Genomic DNA, 22,709 nt, shown 5'->3' on the forward strand with positions numbered 1-22,709 from the left:
GGAGTAGGGGGAGTAGGGGGAGCTGGGGAGGTAAGAATAACAACTAACTCTTGTACAGACAAGGATTAATCGCGTCTCTACGACAACTGACAACTGACAACTGACTCCTAACTCAGCACTCAGCACTCAGCACTTACTAAATAATGATCAAAAAGTAAATTTTATTTGTTAAATCTCCGACAAGCGCAGATAATTGCCTCAAAGCTCAAGCATAAGGAGAGACCAAAGATGACTTTCACCCGTGGTCGTAGGATTTTAGCTGTTTTGTTGCTGTCAGTGTTACTACTGACCACAGCCTGTACTCCAAAAGCACCCGGACGTTTTGACCAAGTACAAAAGGAAAGTAGTCAACAAAAACGCGGTCAAGCAGTTGCCAAAAATGCCACCAAAGGTGGGGAATTTAATAAATTCTTCCCATCTCCACAAGCTGGCTATCAACGTGTCTATACCCAAGAGAAAAAAGGTTTTGCAGAAGCAAAGTTGAAAAAAGCTGGTAAAGATGTAGCTCTACTATCTATTTCTGACACCACTAGCACACCATCAGCAGCAGCAAAATTCTCAAAAAGCACCAAAAAAATTGGCGGTTATCCAGCGGTAGAAGTAGGCAATACACAAACTGCAATTTTAGTGGGTAAGTACCAAGTCAAAGCCCTTTCTCGCGATGCTTCTTTTACAGCGAGCGATCGCGCAGCTTGGCTGGAAAAATTTAATCTTGCTGGTCTGGCTAGACTCAAATAAGCCGCACTGTTGATATTAGATCGTAAAATCATAATGAGGAGATTTTTGTGAGCAAACCGATTTTTGAGTTGGTCGATCGACTCCCAACCGGCGGCTTGACTGTTTCTGTGTTGAATGCTCTCGATTTTGTCGCTCCTGGTCAGTGGCAAAATACTGTTGGCTTTGTCAATACCATTAAGACCGTCACCGGCGAAACCGACGAAGATTTGATTCAGCAAATTGGCGAACGAGCGATTTATCTTTACAACGATCGCTCTCAAGGATATCAAACGGCTTTGTGGCTGTATCAAACTGTTGACAACACAGATAAAGCTCTTGGTGCAGCAGCATTAGCTAATAAAGTTGGTGAGAAAATACCCTTATTGGGTTTTTTGAACTCCGTTACTCCCAAAGCTGACAAAGCTCAAACCATTGATTTGTCACTGAAGTTGGTTGCGGAATTAGTTGCCTTCTGCCAAATTAACGGCATTCCTGGAGACAGCATTGGAGATTTTGTTGCATCTTTAGGTGAGTATAGTGGCGAGTCACTGATGCGGATGGTTGCATTAGTTTGCATTGATGGTTTGATACCTCTAGGCCCGGATTTTATCAGCAAAGCCATATCTGCATTGAATCAGACAAACCCACAAGAGTTAGAACAAAACTCTACTTTCCAAGGCATCAAAGATACGATTCCTGGTAGCAATGCTAGTAGTAAACTCAACTTCATCGGCGAAAGCTTTGATTCAGTTAAAGGTTGGATGAGTGGACTAGTTAGCGGCAACAATTTAACTCCACAAAAGGTTGTTCACCACTTGCAAGGATTTGTCGAAATTGCTGATGACAAATTGGACTACTTAGCAGCCTTTTTAGATGTGTCCACAAATTACTACGAACACACAGGTACGCAAACTTTGGCACGTCGCTTAATAGAAAGAGCAGTAGCTGAAATTTAAGACAACGGCTAATGGGTAATAGTTAATGGAGCAAGTAGTTATTAGCAAGTAATTTGAGAGTGAGAAGTCAAAAGTTAGAAGTTGGTTACTTCTGACGCGATCTTCTGCCTGCTTCTTCAATAACTATTACCCATCAGTGAAAATATAGCTGGAGACTGGGTGAAAAGTCTTTTTGTGTCTAGGTTCGATCGTCTATTGATGTCCTAACACTACTGGCGACGGTTATATTTCAAATAAAATTGGAAAACTGACTTTTATCCGAAGTTTAAACTTAACTTAGAAGCGGAGCTAATATTTTCTTAACAATTGTTTTTGATAAAAACTTATTTTTATCTAATATCAGATGATACTCATACACAGTATCAGGGAATACTAAAGCAGAAAAACATCCTGTGAGAAAAGCTGCAATGTTAGTATTATCCGATACAATATTTACCATTCCCGGATATCGCATTACCGAGCAGATTTACTCGGGCAGCAAAACCCTAGTTTATCGAGGCATCAGAGAACACGACCAAAAAAATGTAATTGTTAAATTGATGCGAAACGAATATCCCACTTTCAATGAAATCGCACAGTTTCGCAATCAGTATACTATTACCAAAAACCTAGATAATCCGGGAATAGTCAAACCCCTAGGCTTAGAGAACTACCGTAACGGTTATGGCCTAGTGATGGAGGATTTTGGGGGCATATCGCTGAAAGATTGGGGACAGGCGAACAAGGGCAAACAAGGAAATGGTCTGTCCTTGAGAGAGTTTTTCCACATTGCCATAACAATAGCATCTACTCTAGAGCAATTGCATCGCGATCGCATCATCCACAAAGACGTTAAACCTGCCAATATTCTCATCAACCCCAGCACTTCGGAAGTTAGACTGATTGACTTCAGTATTGCCAGCCTGTTACCGCGAGAAATTCAATGTCTTACCAACCCCAACGTATTAGAAGGGACGCTAGCTTATATATCCCCCGAACAAACGGGACGGATGAACCGAGGTATCGACTACCGTAGTGACTTTTATTCTTTGGGTGTGACATTTTTTGAACTCCTCACCGGACATTTACCCTTCACACCCACAGATCCGATGGAGTTAGTGTACTGCCATATTGCCAAACAACCACCTACAGTTAGCCAAGTCAATTCCAACATTCCGCCGATAGTGTCTTTAATCGTTCACAAACTGATGGCAAAAAATGCCGAAGACCGCTATCAGAGTGCTTATGGACTGAGGTATGACCTAGAACAGTGTCGAAACCAATGGCAACAGACAGAAAAGATAGTACCCTTCGAGTTAGGAATACGGGACATATCAGATCGTTTCCTCATCCCCGAAAAACTCTATGGTCGCCAAAAAGAAGTAGAAAAACTACTTGCAGCTTTTGAACGCGTTAGTAAAGGCACAACAGAAATTATCTTAGTGGCAGGTTTTTCTGGTATTGGTAAAACAGCAGTAGTCAACGAAGTTCACAAACCTATCGTCCGGCAGCGTGGTTATTTCGTTAAAGGGAAATTCGACCAATTTCAACGCGATATTCCCTTATCAGCATTAGTGCAAGCTTTTCGAGATTTAATTGGGCAAATACTGTTAGAAACAGATACTCAAATTCAACAGTGGAAAACCAACATTCTTGCAGCATTGGGCGAACAAAGTCAGGTAATTGTTGATGTGATTCCCGAACTCGAATTGATTATTGGCAAACAACTAAAAGTGACAGAACTTTCGGGAAGCGCTGCCGAAAATCGTTTCAATTTATTGTTGCAAAGATTTATTCATGTCTTCACTGCTACAAAATATCCCTTGGTGATATTTCTCGATGACTTGCAATGGGCAGATACAGCTTCTTTAAAATTAATTCAATTATTAATAAGTCAAACTAAATCTTCTGGGCTGATAGGTGAAACAGAGAAAACAAGCGGCACTGAAGGAGGTTTCCTGCTAATTGGTGCGTATCGAGACAATGAAGTGACAAAGGCACATCCACTCGATTTAACGCTCAAGGAGATTCAAAAAACTGGAGCCAGCATTAGTACTATCACCCTAACACCCTTAACACAGAGCGATCTAAACCGTTTGATTGCTGATACTTTGAAGTGCCCAGAACAAATTGCGATCGCCTTCACGCAGATGGTATATGCCAAAACCAAAGGCAACCCTTTCTTCTCTAATGAATTCCTCAAGGCTTTGCATAAAGATGGACTAATTGAATTTAATTTTAATTTAGGTTATTGGCAGTATGAACTGGCAAAAATCCAGGCATTAGCTCTTACAGATGATGTGGTTGAATTTATGACAATTCAACTTTTGAAGTTGCCAAAACAAACTCAGCAAGTTCTTCAGCTAGCAGCTTGCGTGGGCAACCAATTTGACTTAAAAACTCTTGCTATTGTACACGAGCAATCTGCTGTAGATACAGCCTCAGACTTCTGGCCCGCATTACTAGAAGGACTAATTTTACCACAAACTGAGGCGTACAAGTTAGTCGAACAAAATAGCAATGACCAAATCATCAGTATAGAAGGCGAAGACTCTAGCCATAATCATTATCAAACATTTAAATATAAATTTATCCATGACAGAGTACAGCAAGCTGCTTATTCTCTAATTCCCAAACAACAAAAACAGGCAATTCATCTCAAAATTGGGCAATTACTGTTGAATAATACCCCAGTTTCACAAAGAGAAGACAAGATTTTTGAACTGGTAAATCAGTTTAATATAGCAATACCATTAATTAACGTGCAAAGCGATCGCGAACAGTTAGCCCAGATGAATTTGACTGCTGGACGTAAAGCTTTAGCATCAACAGCTTATCCATCTGCACTCAAGTATTTAACAACTGGAATTCAATTACTTGCGAGTGATACTTGGGAGACAAAATACGAATTAACCTTAGCTTTGTATGAAACAGCAGCAGAGTCCGCATACTTAGCTGGCGACTTCGAGCAGATGGAGCAATTAGTAGAGGTAGCACTACAAAAAGCTCAAACACTGTTGGAAAAAGTGAAAGTTTATGAAGTCAAAATTCTCGCTGATGGGGTACGTAACAAAGCATTAGAGGGTGTCAATACTGCGCTAGCCTTTTTGAAGTTATTAGGAATTGAATTTCCAGATAATCCTACCCCATCTGATGTTCAGCTAGCAATGGCAGAGATTTCATTAAGCCTAAATGGAAAGCCTATTGAAGACTTAATTGACTTACCAGAGATGATAGAAGCGCAACCATTAGCAACGATTTCTATCTTATCAAGTCTTTGTACTTTAGTCTATCAAGCTGTGCCTCAACTTTTTCCATTAATTGTCATTAAACAAATTGAATTATCTCTCAAATATGGCAATACTCCTTTATCTGCTTATGCTTATGTTCTTTATGGATTAATGCTTTGTGGAATAGTGGGAGATATTGAGCTTGGATACAAATTTGGGAACTTAGCTTTAAATGTAACAGATAAGTTCAATGCGAAAGAACTGAAAGCCAAGATGATGGAGCTATATTATGGGGCTATCAGTCCTTGGAAAGAGCATAACAATAAAATATTAAATCCTTTACTCGAAGGTTACTCAATCGGATTACAAACGGGAGATTTGGAATATGCAAGCTTTTGTTTGTACACTCATTCCTACTCTTCATATTTTATTGGTAGAGAATTGACAGAACTGGAATCGGAAATGGTGAGCCACAGTAATGCACTTTCCCAAATAAAGCAAGAAAAAATATTTAATTGGCATACTATTTATTGGCAAAGTTGCTTGAACTTGCTAAAAGTTACAGAAAACCCTTCTTGTATGAATGGTGAAGCTTACAATGAGGAGAAAATGCTGCCAATTCAGTATCAAGCTAATGATAGAACAGGACTGTTATATCTATATTTTAACAAACTATATCTGTCTTATTTATTTTGGGAACTTCCTCAAGCAATTGAAAATTCCCAGCTAGCTGAAAATTATTTAGATGGTGGATTAGGAAATCACGTTTTTTCTCTTTTCTATTTCTATGATTCACTAGCTAGACTAGCAGTTTATTCTGATATATCTAACTCTGAGCAACAGTGCATTCTCAATAAAGTACTAACAAATCAGGAAAAGATGCAGAAATGGGCGCATCATGCCCCGATGAATTATTTACACAAGTTCTATTTAGTAGAGGCAGAACGGTATCGGGTGCTTAGTCAATACCTCGAAGCAATGGATTATTACGATCGCGCCATTTCTCTTGCTAAAGAAAATGAGTATATCAATGAAGAAGCTCTCGCTAACGAACTTGCAGCGAGGTTCTATCTAGAATGGGACAAACATAAGATTGCTCAAACTTATCTAACTGATGCTTATTATTGTTACAGTCGCTGGGGAGCAAAAGCCAAAGTTGAAGATTTAGCAAAACGTTATCCTAAATTACTTGCCCCCATACTCCAGCAAGAAAAACTAAAACTCCAAGCAAGTGAAAATAGCACTAGTAACCTGAGCATTTCTTTATCTACCCTAAGTACTCACGAAACAGTCATCAGCTCTAACACCAGCATCTCGCAGATGCTAGATTTAGCATCTGTGATGAAAGCCTCGCAAGCATTATCTGGAGAGATAGAGTTAGAGCAATTACTTTCCACCTTAATGGCAGTGGTGATGGAGAACGCCGGCGCATCGAAGTCCGCGCTAATTTTAAGTGAAGGCGCTCATTTGGGCTTAACTGTCACCGCAGTTAGTTCCAATTCAACTTTGAACTGCATCTCCACAGAATTTCCATCAACTCATCTAGAGTCTAGTTGCGATGTACCCATCGCTTTAATTAACTACGTCAAACGTACCAAGGAAATTTTTGTCGTTGATGATGTCAAAGCTGTGGATTTCCTAGCCAGCGATCGCTATATTATCCGCGAGCAACCAAAGAGTCTATTATGTATCCCAATTATCAATCAAGGTAAATTGCTGGGCATTCTTTACCTGGAAAATAATCTGACGACAGTGGCGTTTACACGCGATCGCGTTGAAGTCCTCAAACTGCTCACCACCCAAGCTGCAATTTCTCTAGAAAATGCGATTCTCTATAATAATTTAGCCCAAGCGAATCAACACTTAGAAGAATATAACCATACATTAGAAGAGAAAGTAACCCAGAGAACAACGGAACTTAACGACAAAAATCACCGCTTAGAACAAGCACTCTCAGAATTACAAAGTACTCAAACCCAATTAATTCAAAGCGAAAAAATGTCTTCCTTGGGGGAAATGGTAGCGGGAATTGCCCATGAAATCAATAATCCGATAAATTTTATTCATGGCAACATTACTCATGCTGGTGAGTATGTACAAGATTTGCTAGATTTGATCGCTATCTATCAACAGGAATATCCCAATTCTTCAGATGTAATTGAGGATAAAGCTTCAGAGATCGATCTGGACTTCCTGACAGAAGACTTGCCCAAAATTCTTGATTCTATGAAGGTCGGGAGTTCGCGTATCCGGAATATTGTTCTAGGATTGCGGAATTTCTCCCGTTTGGATGAATCGGAAATGAAGCCTGTAGATATTCATGAGGGCATAGATAACACCTTAATGATTTTGCAGCATCGACTCAAGGAAAAAAGCGATCGCTCGGAAATAGAGGTCATTAAACAATATGAGCAACTACCGTCAGTCAATTGCTACGCTGGTCAGCTCAATCAAGTGTTTATGAATATCATCAGTAATGCCATTGATGCTTTGGAAGAGTCAATTGTCAGTTGTCAATTATCAAAGGTTAATGGAAAAACAACTGATAACCCCACAATTTCTATTTGTACTCAACTAGCAGACAACCATATAGTGAGGGTTAAGATTGCTGATAATGGTTATGGTATGAAACAAACAGTCCAGCAGAAAATTTTTGATCCATTTTTTACCACTAAACCGATTGGAAGTGGTACAGGTTTGGGATTATCGATTAGTTATCAAGTTGTAGTAGATAAACACAAGGGTCAGTTAATTTGTAATTCCACGCCAGGAAAGGGAACTGAGTTTGTGATTGAAATACCACTCAAATAATCAGATTGCTGGACTAAGATGCGGATGTAGTTGCTATGGTCATTGGAGACTTTGGATGCACATACCGCTCTTTAATTAACATCTTGACTCCTTTTGCAGGCCCAAGTACAACGCCTTTACGCTGAGTCCGCTCTTGTCGCAGATCGGCTAGCGAAAGTTTATAGTTCAACAGGATGGTTGCTAATACCAGTTTCATTTCAAACAAAGCTAAAGCTTGACCAATACAGACTCGGACACCACCCCCAAAAGGCATAAATTCATAAGGAGAAAATTGGCGTTCTAGAAAGCGTTCTGGTTTAAACTGCTTGGCTTGGGGATACAAATCCTCTCGTTGATGAGTGAGATATATACAGTTAAGGAGTACCGTACCTGGTTCTAATGCATGTCCCAGTAATTTAACAGGTTCTTGCACTACCCTCGGTAACGAAAATATTGCTACGGGATTAATCCGCAAGATTTCATTACAGATAGCTGAAAGATAAGGCAGTCGGAAAATATTCATAGGATCTGGAGAATCACCAAGCGTATCCAGCTCTTGTAGCAGTTTTTCATAAACTTCCGGTTGGCGATGAATCCAATACAATCCCCAAGCTATTGCGGTTGCAGTTGTTTCATGTCCGGCAACTATCACGCTCATTAATTCATCTTGCAATTCTCGATCGGTCATTGATTCGCCTGCTTCATCTCGAGCCAACATAAGTAACGAGAGGATATCAGTGCGATCTGCATCATCTTGTTGTCGGCGTTCAGCAATTTCAGCGTAGAGTAATTGAGCAATTTGCTGTCGTTGGCGCAAAAACCTTCCCCAAGGTGTCAAAGCTCCTAAATTCTTTTGTAAGAAAGGTAATAAGAGAAAGCTCGAATTAAGTGGAGATGCAAACAACTCAGACATCATTGCTGGTATTAGACGTTGGATTTGTTGGTATCGTTCTCCTTGTTGTAAACCAAATACAACCTGTATGATGACTTGTAAGGAAATCTCCTGCGTGATGTTACGGGCCAAAAAAGTTTTGTTAATTGGTACTTGATTCAAGATTTTTTTGGTCAAATCATATATTAGCTGACCGTAGAATCGCATTCGGTCTCCATGCAAGGAAGGCATCAAGAGTTGTCTGCGACGTTTGTGGTTATCTCCATCCAACATTAATATTGAAGAATTTCCTAGCAAGGGTTCCAAAGTCTTGTTAAACTCGCCCGGAGCTGCAAATGTCTTGCGATCGTTGTTAAAAATTTGCTGAATTGCTAGAGGATGGTTTACAAATACCACGGTGTTTCCAAAACCAACTAATTCAGCAGTGAAAATATCGGGATATTGTCGTGCTGCTCTTTCCATAAAGCTAACAGGGTCAGTAACCCACTGGAGCTTTTGGAGCCAAGAGGGTGTTTTCAGAGGATTAGGTAATTGCATCTAATTTTTTCTCCTGAACTTGTCTAAGTGTCTCAATCTTTCTACCTGGATTAATACCAATTTGCTCGTGGTACAAATGCAAATCGATCTTAAACTTTGAGCAAATTTTGTGAAATTTTAGATTTGAGAGTTGTATATGTTATTAATATTTCACAGATTCTAGTCTAGTAACATTTTGATAGCGCCCAGAGTGAGAGTACCAATCGAGATGACCACGTATCCAAGTATGCAATCCTGATATATATTTAGCAATTTCTACATCTAATTCTTCTCCAAAAGATGGAATAGAAGCTTCTAAATCAATCATGGCTTTTACTTCTCGATCGTGCATATCAGCAACACACTTAATTGCTTCTTCAAGCGAGATTTGTTGTTGGTAATGTAGTACGAAGATGAAATTATGGAAGTCACCAACTGCCATTTCCTTAGCTACGGAAAATATATCATTGCATAAGCAAATAATCTTATTCGTCATCATTCTTAATTTTTGTATTATGTCATTTTCTCGCAAAAAATCTGGAAGCATTAAATTATCACAAAACTCAATTAAATCCATGAGTGGTTCCATAACTCCAGTTGCTTGACGTAGAGTTGTGTAAGTTTCAATATCTGGCACAATTTCCTGTACCCAGTTAATTGATTCCTGTACACACCCATCGATATATTCATCAAAAGAACGAACGAAATACGAAAACCATTTTACGCTTGTTACTTCAAGCATCCGCTGTCGTAAATCACTTAAAGCAAAACTAAGGGGTATATCTGTATCTATTAGTTCTGAACCTTGCAAGATTTCAATAAATCTTTTATGCAAAGTTTTGATTGTTTCTACTTGTTGTCCTTTATCTAAAAGACCAGATACTTCATCCCATATGATTATCCAATTCATGAAATCATTGGCAATTTCAAGATATTGAAACTTGCAGTATGGGTAAGCACTTGCAGTTAGTAAAAAACTTTTTGCATCAGATAATTCCTGATAAGCCGAGTTATTTGGTAGGAGTTTAAATTGAAGTACCCATTCCAAAGCATGTTTTTCCAAAACATCGACATGCTTATTAGTTTTTGACGGAAATGGGCAATATAAATCCGGTACAATTAACTTGTTCATAAAAACTCCATTCTTTACAGAAAAACAGAATCAATTTGTGTTTGCATAATTTTTAGCAGATAGTAACGTTAGTCTCTTATCTGCTATTTCTAGATAATGGGATGATTAAGAATTTTAATTCCTAATTGAAATCTTATTAACACCATATCTAGGTTTTAGCTATGGCATAAGGTTACAGCTATTGAACTGAGACTGAAACTGAACTCTATTTGGATATTTGTGTTTAAGACGGCAAAACTCTTTGCCCAAGAGCAATGCAGATAAACAGCTGCTCTTGGTAGGGGAACTATACTTTTGTGTTACCAAAATTTGATGAATGGCGCTTGAGGGAACTCTACTTATTTCAACGTTTCAGCGCCTTATACTTGAGTGCTTCAATTTGGACAAAAATCGACCTTGCACTACACTTTAATAGGGAATAAAACTCACATTGACTGTCATAGCACTAATCCTGAATGATTTGTGAAATCTTTTCTTCATTCTTTTCGCGCTTTTTGTATTATTTTAAGCAACCTGCGGCAAGCCGCTACGCGTATTTTTCAAAAAAGTATTTTCACAACTCAAAGAGGGTTGCTATATGTGCGATGTAGTCTGATATAGCATTAAGTTACGTTTGGATAACACAACTTAACCTGCTTAAGTATTTTTTATCATTGTTTATAAAAAAAATATAACCGTAATTTTCTCTAAGTTTTATACAAAATAAAAAAAAATATATATAGTGTTGTAAATATGACGTTCTTTAAGAGAGTTGATAAATATATTTCGGCATTTTTACTGTCTATTTATCGCTTAAAAACTAATTAGTTATATTAGTTTTAAACAAACTAGTAGTCTACTAACCCAAAACTACCAAGTGAGGACAAGCAGGGGGGAAGGGAAGAAGTAATTATAGTAACTCTCATTTTCTCCCCAGTTTGTCATTATACAAAGTTCCCTTGGCGCGCCATTAGGAAAAGGTTTAATCAATTTTTCAAATCAGATTGTGAAATAGTATTGTCGGTATTATAAACAGCTATTTAGCTAAGTATTCATACAGTTATGTCATCAAACTATGACATAAATAGGACAATAAAGTATCTTTTCTAACCTAGAATACCAAAAAAGAGGCTGACAATTTTAGCTTCTATCCTATGGCATAAAGACTTTTATATCTAATAGCAGATGAAATGGCAAATTATACCTAAAGTAATAAATAATACAATCATGTAATATTTAAAATATTGCTCTCAAACTGAGCATAATTGTCGATGACAAATTATAAAGAGTTGGTGTAATAGGTCAATAATTTTAAAGGAAAAGTAAAAATTTTCAGCTTTGAGAGTAAAGGATCTGCATAAAATAACCTTTTAGTAGAGACTAATGATTTCAAATCCAGAATTGAACTCAGCCACTACAAAGCGATCGCCAGACTCAGCCTGGAGATTGAATGATGCCAGCGAACTGGTATGCTAACTAAATAGGCAAGTTCAAATTTGCAGCGATCGCAGATAAGTAAGGTTGGAAAATTGCCAAATTTTCTAGTTTCTCGAACTTACCCGTTACAGAACTTGGATCGAAAGCTGTATTAATGACGTAAAGCTTAGTACCATCAAAAGCAACACGACCAATGTGTTGCTCTTGTACTCCACCTTCAAGTTTAAGTCCTATAAACCCGTAGCTTATTCCTTGAAGCTTACCCACTGATGACTGTTGCGGTGGGTAAGCTGAAAAAACAATTTTGTTTCCATAGCTACTTTGACGGTCTTTAGCTAAAGTAGCGTATAAATTTGCAACCCAAGCTCTGAGTGCTTGTGATACTTGGGTTTGGTATTTGGGACTTTGGTAGTCCACGTTGGAACTGAGTGGAATGCCAGCAACTGCGAGATTCTTTTGGAAATCTGGATTGTTTTTTACTGGATAAATCCCGATTTCAACCGTACCTAAAATTTCTCCTTTTGAGGAAACACACAATAAAGGCGCATTTCCCGGACAAGGAGCAACTTGCCAACCACTGGGAACAGTAATCTCACCTAAGATTTTCTTCCAAATATTTTCCTCTATCTGATTGGGAGTTATTGAAGGAGTAGTTTGAGGAGAAACACTTGGAGTCGCCGTTTTTACTGAATGAGGTTTTTGTACTTTCGTAGTAGAAAAGTAGGGAAGAACAAATTTCACTCCCAATGGTATTAAAAGCAGTAGAACAGCACCAACTAAAAGATGATAAACGCGCAACATTTTCTTAGAAAATCCAGAGCCAGAGCTTGTAGACAAGCAGCATTTACAATACTTTGTGAGTATACAAGAAGATATATCTATATTGCTTTGAATTCTGCAAGAAAAACTTCAGAAAACAGTATGTATTTTTATATTTATAAGCTTAAACACGCATTTCGCAGTAGGCCTATCTTTTCATAATAGCCCTACTACGAACATTCACTTGATTTGTATTTGCCTAATTACTTAGAGACTAGCAAAGGAGGTGTTATCTGTAGAGAGAACGATTCCTACGACTTTGCTTGTGCCTTGCAACTGCTTTACGTTTCTCTTTTTCTAATGGTGTCTCGAAGTGACGCTTTTTCCTCATATCTTGGAAAATTCCGGCTTTAGAAACTTCTCGCTTAAATCTTCGCAAAGCTGACTCAATACCTTCATTCTCCCCCAAAACTACTTGTGTCATTCTCATTCCTCCCCATATGGATGAATAGTTGAAGACTAGAGACAAAATAAAATATTCCAGCAGAACCGAGCCTTTGGCTTTATCTGCTGGAGACTCTAGATGTTAAATTATCAAATTAAAACTTAGTAGCGGCGATTGCCACGGCCACTGTTACCACCCCAGCTACCACGAGGAGAGCTTCTTTCTTCACGAGGTTTAGCTTTGTTCACTTTCAAATCGCGTCCCATCCACTCAGCACCATCAAGTGCTTCAATGGCAGCAGTTTCTTGAGCTTCTGTTTCCATTTCTACAAAAGCAAACCCACGCGGACGACCGGTCTCACGGTCGGTAGGTAGCTGAACCCTATTAACTGTTCCATACTCAGCGAAAGCCCTCTTCAGGTCCTCTTCAGTGACCTGATAGGATAAATTTCCGATGTAAATTGACATAAAATGTCTCCGAATTGAGAGATTGAAGAGAGTTAAATTCGGAGAGACGCTTTTTAGAAACCAAAATGAGTAACTCAACCGAAAATAATCTTTATATCTAACAGTATAGCACAGCCCTATAATATCTTCTCACACGCAACAGCTTTCAAAGATAAGACTTTTAGAGCAGATTTTCAAATCTGCTAACTCATGGCTTATGTTACCGAATGTCATACATATTGCACTGTTGAAATGCAAGTTAGTAGCAACTAGCCATTACCTAAAAGTTTTGACCTTGAAAGTCAACCAGAAAGTAAAATTTCAGGATTTTTTTATTGTTGATACAATTTTATCACATATGGACTGTTACCATGCAAATGATTGATACACAAATTTCTGAATACTGTTACGCATAATTAGGAACTTGCAATTCGCAATTTTTCTACCGCAGTTTTCATCGATTTGAATGGACAGTTTATTGACGCGGTAGTTTTGTACTAGCCTTCAGTTACTTAATTCTGCCAACACCTTTTCTGCTTCCTTACATAATACTTCGTGATACTGACTGTTACTAGCAAGCAAACCACCCCATTGACTAATATCACCTGTGTTGTACTGCAAAAAAGTACCGTCGAAGTGGGTAAACTTTCCGCCAGCTTCTGTCAAAATTAATTCAGGGGCAGCTATATCCCAATCTTTAGGAGCAGTCTTGTTAGAAAGAGAAATATAAACATCCGCCTGTTGTTCGAGAATAGCGGCAATTTTGCAACCCACACTACCGACAGCTTTTTGATTTTGACAAGGCAAGTTTTTTAGTAAGTGATTTAGCCGTTCGTTGCGGTGAGAACGACTAACAACTACAATTAAATCCTTGACTTGTTTGTTTGACGAAAGTTGTAAGGGAATAGATCCGTTATGAGTTTCCACAAATGTACCTCCGCCCTTGGTGGCGTAGTACAACTTTTCTGCTTCCGGCACTGCTACCACTGCTAAGACTGGGCGTGTTTCTTGTACTAAAGCAATGTGAACTGCATAATCTCCGGTTTTGTCGATAAAATCTCGCGTACCATCTAAAGGGTCAATAATCCACACCCAAGGAGGGTTATCGGGTTGTGTATCCCGACGCGATTTGTAGGTTTCTTCGCTGATATAGCCAAAATCTTCATTACCTAAAGCTGCTTGTAGCTCTTCTAAAATGTATTGACTCACAGCTACATCCGCAACAGTAACAGGCTCATTTTGTTGATATTGGACATTGAGGTTAGGGTCTTTTGCAGTTCCGTGGTAGTACGACTTAAGTATATCTGCTGCACCCCAAGCCACTTGCCGCGCGATCGCTAATATTTCTTGTAAGTCTTTCATTAATATAGCCTTATCTAACTTAATGGCTTTTCAGCATTTTGAATCCAGCGGCGCGTACCAAAAAATTTACAAGAATTAGCAGCTATCTTAGCTGCTTGTGCCAGTGCATCAATAAAACTTCCCTGTACAATATAATGACAGAAAGCACCGTGAAAAATATCTCCAGCTCCCAGTGTATCAACCGGCTGAATGCAGGGTACGTCTACAGCACCAATTTGAGCGCTACTCAAATATTGAATTGGTTTTTCCCCGTGGGTGATGGCGATGTGAGGAATATCAAATGCATTGAGATAAGCAAAAACTTCTTTCTCAGTTTGGCAGTTGGGGGGATGAAAGTTAGCCGAACAAACAGCGTAATCAACTAAAGGTAAAACTTTCTCAAAACCAGTTTTCCAACTGCCTCCATCAATAATTACTGGTATATTTTTAGCTTTAGCCATAAGCGCTATGTCATAACTAACCGCCATTTGGTGTCCATCAATTAATACAATATCAATATCTTGCAAAATATCTGGTGGAATAGATGTATTGTTAGCTTGAGTTTTGACAGCATTAATAGAAACCACAGCCCGTTCGCCTGTAGCTTGGGTGACAATTATAGAAGATACAGGTGGCGCTGTACTAGCATTGGATTCAAGGTCAGCGATCGCAATTTTATAATTAGCCAAATCGCCTCGAATTAACTGCGTCATCGGATGAGAACCCAATACGCCCAACACTTTAGCTCGATCGCCTAAATGAGAGAAAGTAACAGCAGCATTTGTAGCTGGCCCGCCTGCTGCCACAGTATAGTCATTAGCAACAATCTTCTGATTATTCTTAGGAGCAGAATCAGCAAGATAAATCAAATCTAAGGTTATTAAACCCACAAATAATCCACGATCTAATTTTGGATTTGTCATTAGTCAGTTGTCAGGAGGTAGAAGGATGGATTCTTCATTTTGAATTTTGAATTTTGAATTTTGAATTGATTTGTCTCCCCCAGCTCCCTCATCCCCACCTGTCGCCTATGCAGACCGAACCAAAACCAGGAACACTTTACGTTGTCGGCACACCAATTGGCAACCTAGAAGATATGACCTTTCGGGCGGTGCGAATTTTGCAAACGGTGGATACAATCGCTGCGGAAGATACGCGCCATACTGGGAAACTGCTACAGCATTTTCAAATTAAAACGCCCCAAGTAAGTTACCACGAACATAATCGCAATAGCCGGATTCCAGAATTATTAGAGCATCTAACTAATGGTAAAGCGATCGCTCTGGTCAGCGATGCTGGAATGCCGGGAATTTCCGATCCTGGATATGAATTGGTGAAAGCTTGTATTGAATCAGGGATAACGGTAGTTCCTATCCCCGGTGCTAGTGCTGCAATTACAGCTTTGAGTGCAGCTGGATTACCAACAGATAGATTTGTCTTTGAAGGTTTTTTGCCAGCTAAAGGCCAACAAAGAAGAGAGTATTTAGAATCTTTGCAAACAGAATCCCGTACATTGATTTTTTATGAGTCGCCGCACCGCCTACGAGAAACTTTGCAAGATTTGGCTGAAATTTGGGGAAGCGATCGCCAAATTGTGCTAGCACGGGAATTGACCAAATTATATGAAGAATTTTGGCGGGGGACAATTGCTCTGGCGATCGCTCATTACAGCCAACGCGAACCCCAAGGCGAATATACGCTATTAGTGGCGGGGACTCCAGCCAGCCAAACCCAACTGACACAAGCACAATTAAAAGCCGAACTGCAACAATTAATTAGTCAGGGAATATCGCGATCGCAAGCCAGCCGTCAACTAGCAAAATTAACCTCCCTTCCTCGTCGCCAAATTTATCAATTAGCTCTTTCTATAATTCTTAATCCTGAAGAAACTGACAGCTTTAATAGCTGATGCTGCTATTACTCTAAAAAAATCTATCTTCTCTTTTCAGTATATTCACTTAATTAAAAATAATAAAATACCCACTAGAATTTAAAAACACAAGTACAAGCTTATTAAAATACTCAGCCACTAAAAATACAAAAATATTATGGGTCGTCTGTTAATCAAACTTATCGGACTAATTTTACTTTTGACAGGTATTTACTTTTTTGGTCAGAATATAATATTCGCCAGCGGTTATTATTCATATTTTTACCGCAGCATACCTGCTACTGGCTCAGTTCTGGCAATTATGGCTGGTGTTTTCCTATTAGTCTTTTTTCGCAGAGAAACTGGTAACTTAGGATGGATTTTATTAAGCATTGGTATAGTGCTAGTTTTCTTAAGCGGTGGAGTCATTTTAAGACCAACTAGTTTATGGAATTTCTTTATTGCTTTCACTGCATTAGCAGTTGGATATAAATTATTAAACGAAGGTAGGATGAACTTTTAAAATAGCTACAAATAATAGTAGTTTCTCGTGTTTATTAGTAATCAATACTAGTTGTTTTTCATGGTTATAGTGCAGTCAGGAGAATTTAGTATTATAATTTTTCTATATTTTCTACTGCCGCTGCGAGTGCATGAGGGCATTGGTATTGGTTTTTAACTAAGTGCCAATTTAACGAACAAGAAGTACACACAACCCGCCTCAAACAAATGAATCGCCTTTCATCCTGGCTTTTACATAGAAGGAGTTTGGTTAAGTTTGAGGCTACTATTACAATGGAAACTATCGATTCTGAGGAAAAAGCAAGAATGACCCAAGTGGTTCTAGGAGAAAACGAAGGAATAGATTCAGCTCTGCGGCGATTTAAACGCCAGGTTTCTAAAGCTGGTATATTAGCTGACGTGAAATATCATCGGCACTTTGAAACACCATTGGAAAAGCGCAAACGCAAGGCAGTGGCAGCTAGACGCAAACGACGTTTTAAATAAACCTATTCGGTTTGGTAGTGGCGTTGCTTGAGGACGTACCCTTAAACAGTAACATCACATTGTCGTTATTTTTACATAAAATTAAGCAAGATACCCGTACTCTGGTTAGTGTGCGGGTATCTTGTTTTGAGTAGTAACGTGGAGATGAGGAGCAGGGGGAGTAGGGGAGGTAAGAATAACAACTAACAACTGACTACTGACAACTGACTAATGACTATCAATATTTTCAATAGTGCGGCTATTGCAACGATTCATTGCTTTTTCTACTCCCTGTTTAATGCTAAGTTCTACACACTCAACTACAAACTGAAGTACAAGAGACATTAGTTGAGTTTCAGCTGTGGAAAATCTTCCTAGCACATGGGAGATAGATTCAGAGTTATCACTATTAGCAACATCTTTGGGTTTACCAATGCCGATCCGCAGCCGGGGGAAGTTTTGGGTGCTAAGATGTGCGATCGCACTCTTCATGCCATTATGTCCGCCAGCAGAACCAGATAAACGTAGGCGAGTTTTTCCCAAAGGCAAGTCCATATCGTCATAAATCACCAGCACAGACTCTGGCGGTAATTTATACCAACTTGTCACCGCTTGGATTGACTGTCCTGAGCGATTCATATAAGTTAGTGGCTTGAGCAAACGGATTTTACCTCCACCCGATGCCATTCCTTCACCATACTCCCCCTGAAACTTGCGATTTTCTGCGAGGGGAATTTGCCAAAATCGAGAGAGAGCATCTACAGCAGCAAAGCCAATATTGTGGCGTGTTTGGTCGTACTTAGGCTCTGGATTCCCCAACCCGACAATTAGTTGAGGAATCATTATCGCTGGTTGCGTAACAGCTTCTGTCATTTTGCAATCAATTGATTTGCAGCATTTCCTAGCTAGCTTGGGAAGAACCAGCAGTATCTTGCTCGGATTTAGCTGATTCGATTTGCTTGGGTTCAAGTTCAGCAGTAGTTTTCACAGCTTGTTCTAGGTGTTCGGCTTCCCGTTTAAACTCGCTTTGAAATTCATTAGAAGCTTCTTGAAAACCGCGAATTGCTTTGCCTAGACTACGGCCAATCTCTGGTAGCTTTTTCGGCCCAAAAATTAACAATGCCACTACCATAATTAGAGCCATTTCCGGCAGACCGATACCAAATACGTTCATTTTTGTGTCTCCTGTAAACTCTTGTCAGTGGTCAGTGGTCAGTAGTTAGAAATCGTAAGTAAAACAAGCTTTATCTCTTGTCTTTGAGACTTAGTTGCTATACTTCACCAACTTTAAATCCGCTGTATGTAGTCTAGACAATAGTTAGTAGTCATTGGTTAAGGGATGTAAATAAACAACTGACAACTGACAACTGACCATCAATAAAAAACCCGGACAAGCCGGGTATGCTTTGCTGATTACGCCAGCTTAATTGCTGTGTATCAATTAGTTGCCTAAAGTCCGCCAATCGACAAGAACATCCTGAACCAAGATTGTCTTATTGTAAAGTTGCAGAATAATTAGCAAAAACACGAAAAATAGCAGTATAAAAACAGCCATTACAGGGGTCGTACCCCAACCAGGGGCGACCTTACCATACTCAGAATTCAGAGGTTTCAGGATATCTCCCAACCTAGTCCTTTGTGCCATAGTTCACCTAAGATTAGTTGCCAAAGCTTTTTTTAATCTTCTGTAATATTCTATAAGAATAGCACTCATAATTTATCTCTAATTTATGGAACCCGCAATAGTTCTTAGCATTTCTATCGGCGTTATTTTGGTTGGTATTACAGGGTTTGGGATTTATACTGCCTTTGGCCCTCCTAGCAAGCAACTAGCAGACCCTTATGAAGACCACGAAGATTAATTAATAATCAAGAGGGCGCAAGACCTTGCGCCCGTACAACAGTCAGTGAAAATCGAGCGATCGCAGACTCATTCAGGTATATGATTAGCTGTTGGTGTCAATTTGAAACTAGCTATTTTCCAAGGCTGTATCGTCAAGTTTTGTTTCTTAGATGAGAATTCAGTGATGGAGGAACGCTCTAACAAATCTACTGTATCTCCTAGATTGAAATCTAAATCACTTTGTAAAGATAACTCTGCTGTTTCTCCGTGAGATTCATAACACCGGAGAATTAATTGCTGGGGATCGTCTTCAGATGGCTTCAAAGCCATCAAGATTAAGTTTTCAGATGTTAAATCCAAGAAACTCAATCCTTCAGTAATGCTGAGTACTGGGTTTTGAGTATTAGGTGGATTAGCGATCGCTTGCAACGGTATATTCAATTCATAGCCACGGCGTACAGTATGAGCTGTTTCCCAGCTGTTAGCGTGGGGATACAAGGCATAAGTAAATTCGTGAACGCCTCGGTCAGCCTCTGGATCTGGCCAATTAGGGCTGCGTAGTAATGTTAGGCGTAGTCGATTGGATTGACTATCGTAACCATATTTACAATCATTTAGTAAACTTACACCGTATTTACCCTGTTCTGTCTCTCCAGTTAAATCGGCCCAACGCAATGCAGGAACTTCCCATTTTGCTTGTTCTGCTGGGGTTTGGGGTTTAGTTGGGCGACGAATAGCACCACAAGGAATTTCATAAGTAGCAAAGTCTGCTTCAACGTTCAGAGGAAAAGCAGCTTTCACTAATACTTGATTTTCTTGCCAATTAACACGTGTTTTAATTTTGAGAACAGCAGATTTTTCTAAAATGTAATCTTGCGAAAACTCTGAGTTACCAATTGTTCGCACCACACGCACTCGACTGCGTAATACTCCTCGTTCTGGATAAGAAATATCTGATAGTTTAGCGGGCGGTAAAGGATGCTGGGCATAATTTGGGTCAATATTCCACGCATCCCAGTATTGTCCACTATCTTGAAAAGCTTGTAGTTGATTTCCTAAACCATTAAGAACTTCGCGTTGATTAGTTTTATCAAAGACGCTGGATAAATCTCCTGTGAGTTGGTCAATTGTAACTCGTAGATATTCGTTTTCTAGAACATAGTTTTCTTCAAAAGGTTCAGAGGATTGCAACGAAGGTTTACAGGGACAAAGCCAAAATACACGATAACCACAAGCAGGAATATCATTTGCTAAAAAAGAAACTGACATGATGGGCGTTTCACCAGTGGGTCTACGTCTTAGCCCAATAAAACGTTCTTGAGACTGTACCTCATTTCCCTCTAAGTCGCAAATTTTCCAGTCAAAGATTTGCCCAGGTTCTAGGTCTGGAAATATAATTTCTACTACCTCAGATCGCACCCAATTGAGAGAATTAAAGATAAATATCGGTTGGGCTTTTGGATGCGGGGGTGGAGGTAAAATAGTTTGGGATGCGATCGCCACCAATGATTCGTGTAATATCTTCGTTCCGACTTGTTCCACTTGCTGCCATTCGGGTAAAGCATCTACATATACTTGGGTAATCGAAGAACCCGGTAAGATATCGTGGAATTGATTAAATAAGACTTGCTTCCAAGCTGCTTCGATTTCGGCTTGAGGATATGTCACGCCGCAACTTATGGTTGCCAAAGTAGCAAATAATTCAGCTTCATACAACAATCCTTCACAACGCCGATTCCAACGCTTTTGATCCGCGTGAGTAGTATAGCAACCGCGATGGAATTCTAGGTATAGTTCGTCATTCCATGTGGGGAAGGATGGAGGGGATGAGGGGAATGAGGGAGATGAGGGGGATAATTCTTCACTCCTAACAACTGACAACTGACAACTGACAACTGACTGTATTTGCTGTAAATATTTTTCAGCCGTAGTAAATTCTATGTCTGGGAAGACAGGAGACTTTTGCCAGCGTTGGGCAGTTTCTAACATATCACGGGTGGGTCCGCCGCCGTGGTCGCCGACACCGGGAAGCCAAAGGGATTCAGGTAAACTCGTTTGAGCTTGCCATTCCAGAGAGTAAGATGCCATTTTAATTGGGTCGATACCTTCACCAATGGGTGCAGACATCAAACTAAAGACTTGGCTGCCGTCGGGCGATCGCCACCAAAAAGCCCCATAATCAAACTTAGTAGTATCATTCCATCGCAACTTTTGCGTGACAAAATACTCAATACCTGCATTGGCGAAAAACTGCGGTAAAGTTGCACAGAAACCAAAAGTATCTGGAACCCAGACAATAGTAGAAATCTTGCCAAACTTTTCTTGGATGTAGCGCTGACCATACAATAGCTGACGGACAAGCGATTCACCAGCAATCAAATTGAGTTCTGGTTCCACCCACAAACCGCCGATAACTTCCCAACGTCCAGCAGCTACCGCCTCTTGAATTGCCTGAAATAAATCTGGGCGATGTTCTTCAATCCAAGCATAAAGCGCTGGAGTCGAATGACAGAAAATTAGCTCAGGAAAATCTTCTTGCAGCTTGAGAACCGACGCAAAAGTATTCTGCGCTGCATTCCAAGTTTCACTCACAGGCCAAAGCCATGCTAAATCTAAATGAGCATGACCCAACAAATAAATTTTAGATTTTAGATTTGGGATTTGGGATTGAGAAAGGTATTGGCGAATAGCAGAAAGTTTCCTTTCCCATTCTTCCTTCTCTTCCTCTGTGTCTCTGTGGTTCGTAATTTCCCCTACCGCCTCCACCAAACCAGCCAACCTCTGTGGCGCAAACCTTTCCAAATAAAGCTGCGTTACTGCCAACTCATCAGCCACAAATCCCGGATCGGGCTTATTATCATCTATAGACTCATAAATTAGGAGCGATCGCACTAAAGCACCATCACAATGTCCCGGACTCACTAAGCGCAAAGCCACAGTAAATTCTTCACCAGGTGTCACTCCTCGACTGAGAAGCACTCTTGGCGAACAATCAAATAAATCTCCCTCTAGCACCAACTTGCCATTCACGTAAATCTCCGCAGCATCTGCCCACCAAACCAGCGACAGCCGCAAAGATAACCCCGTTAGGCAATAACTTTGTAAATCCTGGGGAACTACTAATCTTTGCACCAGCCATAGCACTTGTTTTCCCCCTGTCCAAGCAATATGACTTTTGGCATTTAGCTGGACTGGTTGCCAATCAGACAAATCAGATGCGATGATATCAGCGATCGCTAGGTCAGATTCTTGGTACAACCAAGTAGATTGAACATTAACTTGAGAACAAGAGCGTAATTGCTCAATCGCTTGTAAGAGCAAATTAGTATGAGATTGAGATTCAATAAAGGTCATATTTTCGCTAAGATAAGGGCACTTACGATAATTAAC

Annotated in this window: 18 protein-coding genes; 7 read left to right on the top strand and 11 right to left on the bottom strand. The window is 39.7% G+C overall.

All coding sequences use genetic code 11. The features are described 5' to 3' along the window. Nucleotides 1-228 precede the first annotated feature (228 nt). The 3 genes from I8752_RS23765 to I8752_RS23775 all read left to right on the top strand — a co-directional run bounded on the left by I8752_RS23765 (nucleotide 229) and on the right by I8752_RS23775 (nucleotide 7,693). Complete coding sequence (locus I8752_RS23765; RefSeq protein WP_214434717.1) at nucleotides 229-738, top strand: hypothetical protein; 510 nt, start codon at nucleotides 229-231, stop codon at nucleotides 736-738. A gap of 47 nt (nucleotides 739-785) precedes the next feature. Beyond that, nucleotides 786-1,673 (top strand): hypothetical protein, encoded by an 888-nt coding sequence (locus I8752_RS23770; RefSeq protein WP_214434718.1) that lies wholly within the window; start codon nucleotides 786-788, stop codon nucleotides 1,671-1,673. Between the two features lie 407 nt (nucleotides 1,674-2,080). Further along, the gene (locus I8752_RS23775) at nucleotides 2,081-7,693 is read left to right on the top strand and encodes an ATP-binding sensor histidine kinase (RefSeq protein WP_214434719.1); all 5,613 of its coding nucleotides are present in this window, start codon (nucleotides 2,081-2,083) and stop codon (nucleotides 7,691-7,693) included. 13 nt (nucleotides 7,694-7,706) lie between these two features. On the opposite strand, the gene I8752_RS23780 is transcribed toward I8752_RS23775, so the two are convergent. From I8752_RS23780 to I8752_RS23810, 7 genes are all read right to left on the bottom strand, one after another. After that, nucleotides 7,707-9,101, bottom strand: coding sequence for a cytochrome P450 (locus I8752_RS23780; protein WP_214434720.1), 1,395 nt, complete (start codon nucleotides 9,099-9,101; stop codon nucleotides 7,707-7,709). 142 nt (nucleotides 9,102-9,243) lie between these two features. Further along, complete coding sequence (locus I8752_RS23785; RefSeq protein ID WP_214434721.1) at nucleotides 9,244-10,212, bottom strand: terpene synthase family protein; 969 nt, start codon at nucleotides 10,210-10,212, stop codon at nucleotides 9,244-9,246. Nucleotides 10,213-11,667: 1,455 nt separating this feature from the next. Beyond that, complete coding sequence (locus tag I8752_RS23790; protein WP_214434738.1) at nucleotides 11,668-12,429, bottom strand: hypothetical protein; 762 nt, start codon at nucleotides 12,427-12,429, stop codon at nucleotides 11,668-11,670. A gap of 247 nt (nucleotides 12,430-12,676) precedes the next feature. Further along, nucleotides 12,677-12,871, bottom strand: coding sequence for a 30S ribosomal protein S21 (gene rpsU, locus I8752_RS23795; protein WP_214434722.1), 195 nt, complete (start codon nucleotides 12,869-12,871; stop codon nucleotides 12,677-12,679). A 122-nt stretch (nucleotides 12,872-12,993) separates the two neighbouring features. Beyond that, entirely contained in the window at nucleotides 12,994-13,299 is a 306-nt protein-coding gene (locus tag I8752_RS23800; RefSeq protein ID WP_214434723.1) for an RNA recognition motif domain-containing protein, read from the bottom strand. A 483-nt stretch (nucleotides 13,300-13,782) separates the two neighbouring features. Then, the gene (locus I8752_RS23805) at nucleotides 13,783-14,640 is read right to left on the bottom strand and encodes a 3'(2'),5'-bisphosphate nucleotidase CysQ family protein (protein ID WP_214434724.1); all 858 of its coding nucleotides are present in this window, start codon (nucleotides 14,638-14,640) and stop codon (nucleotides 13,783-13,785) included. Nucleotides 14,641-14,654: 14 nt separating this feature from the next. Then, nucleotides 14,655-15,542 carry a sugar kinase gene (locus I8752_RS23810; protein WP_214434725.1) on the bottom strand — a complete coding sequence of 296 codons (888 nt, stop codon included), beginning with the start codon at nucleotides 15,540-15,542 and terminating at the stop codon, nucleotides 14,655-14,657. Between the two features lie 107 nt (nucleotides 15,543-15,649). Between I8752_RS23810 and rsmI the strand changes: the two genes are divergently transcribed. From rsmI to rpsU (I8752_RS23825), 3 genes are all read left to right on the top strand, one after another. Beyond that, complete coding sequence (gene rsmI / locus I8752_RS23815) at nucleotides 15,650-16,528, top strand: 16S rRNA (cytidine(1402)-2'-O)-methyltransferase (RefSeq protein WP_214434726.1); 879 nt, start codon at nucleotides 15,650-15,652, stop codon at nucleotides 16,526-16,528. A 139-nt stretch (nucleotides 16,529-16,667) separates the two neighbouring features. After that, complete coding sequence (locus tag I8752_RS23820) at nucleotides 16,668-17,012, top strand: hypothetical protein (protein ID WP_214434727.1); 345 nt, start codon at nucleotides 16,668-16,670, stop codon at nucleotides 17,010-17,012. A 305-nt stretch (nucleotides 17,013-17,317) separates the two neighbouring features. Continuing rightward, on the top strand, nucleotides 17,318-17,497 hold the full coding sequence (gene rpsU, locus I8752_RS23825; RefSeq protein WP_008226419.1) for a 30S ribosomal protein S21: 180 nt from the start codon (nucleotides 17,318-17,320) through the stop codon (nucleotides 17,495-17,497). Between the two features lie 207 nt (nucleotides 17,498-17,704). Here the strand turns inward: rpsU (I8752_RS23825) and pth are convergent, their stop codons facing one another. From pth to psbH, 3 genes are all read right to left on the bottom strand, one after another. Further along, the gene (pth, locus tag I8752_RS23830) at nucleotides 17,705-18,349 is read right to left on the bottom strand and encodes an aminoacyl-tRNA hydrolase (protein WP_214434728.1); all 645 of its coding nucleotides are present in this window, start codon (nucleotides 18,347-18,349) and stop codon (nucleotides 17,705-17,707) included. A 28-nt stretch (nucleotides 18,350-18,377) separates the two neighbouring features. Next, nucleotides 18,378-18,650, bottom strand: coding sequence for a TatA/E family twin arginine-targeting protein translocase (locus I8752_RS23835; protein WP_214434729.1), 273 nt, complete (start codon nucleotides 18,648-18,650; stop codon nucleotides 18,378-18,380). 267 nt (nucleotides 18,651-18,917) lie between these two features. Then, entirely contained in the window at nucleotides 18,918-19,121 is a 204-nt protein-coding gene (gene psbH, locus I8752_RS23840) for a photosystem II reaction center phosphoprotein PsbH (protein ID WP_214434730.1), read from the bottom strand. 85 nt (nucleotides 19,122-19,206) lie between these two features. On the opposite strand from psbH, the gene psbN reads away from it, so the two are divergent. Further along, on the top strand, nucleotides 19,207-19,338 hold the full coding sequence (psbN, locus tag I8752_RS23845; RefSeq protein WP_214434731.1) for a photosystem II reaction center protein PsbN: 132 nt from the start codon (nucleotides 19,207-19,209) through the stop codon (nucleotides 19,336-19,338). Between the two features lie 68 nt (nucleotides 19,339-19,406). On the opposite strand, the gene I8752_RS23850 is transcribed toward psbN, so the two are convergent. Next, nucleotides 19,407-22,673, bottom strand: a complete 3,267-nt coding sequence (locus I8752_RS23850; RefSeq protein WP_214434732.1) for an alpha-mannosidase — start codon at nucleotides 22,671-22,673, stop codon at nucleotides 19,407-19,409. Between the last annotated feature and the right edge of the window lie 36 nt (nucleotides 22,674-22,709).

The organism is Dendronalium phyllosphericum CENA369, from assembly GCF_016056275.1.
GTDB lineage: Bacteria > Cyanobacteriota > Cyanobacteriia > Cyanobacteriales > Nostocaceae > Dendronalium > Dendronalium phyllosphericum.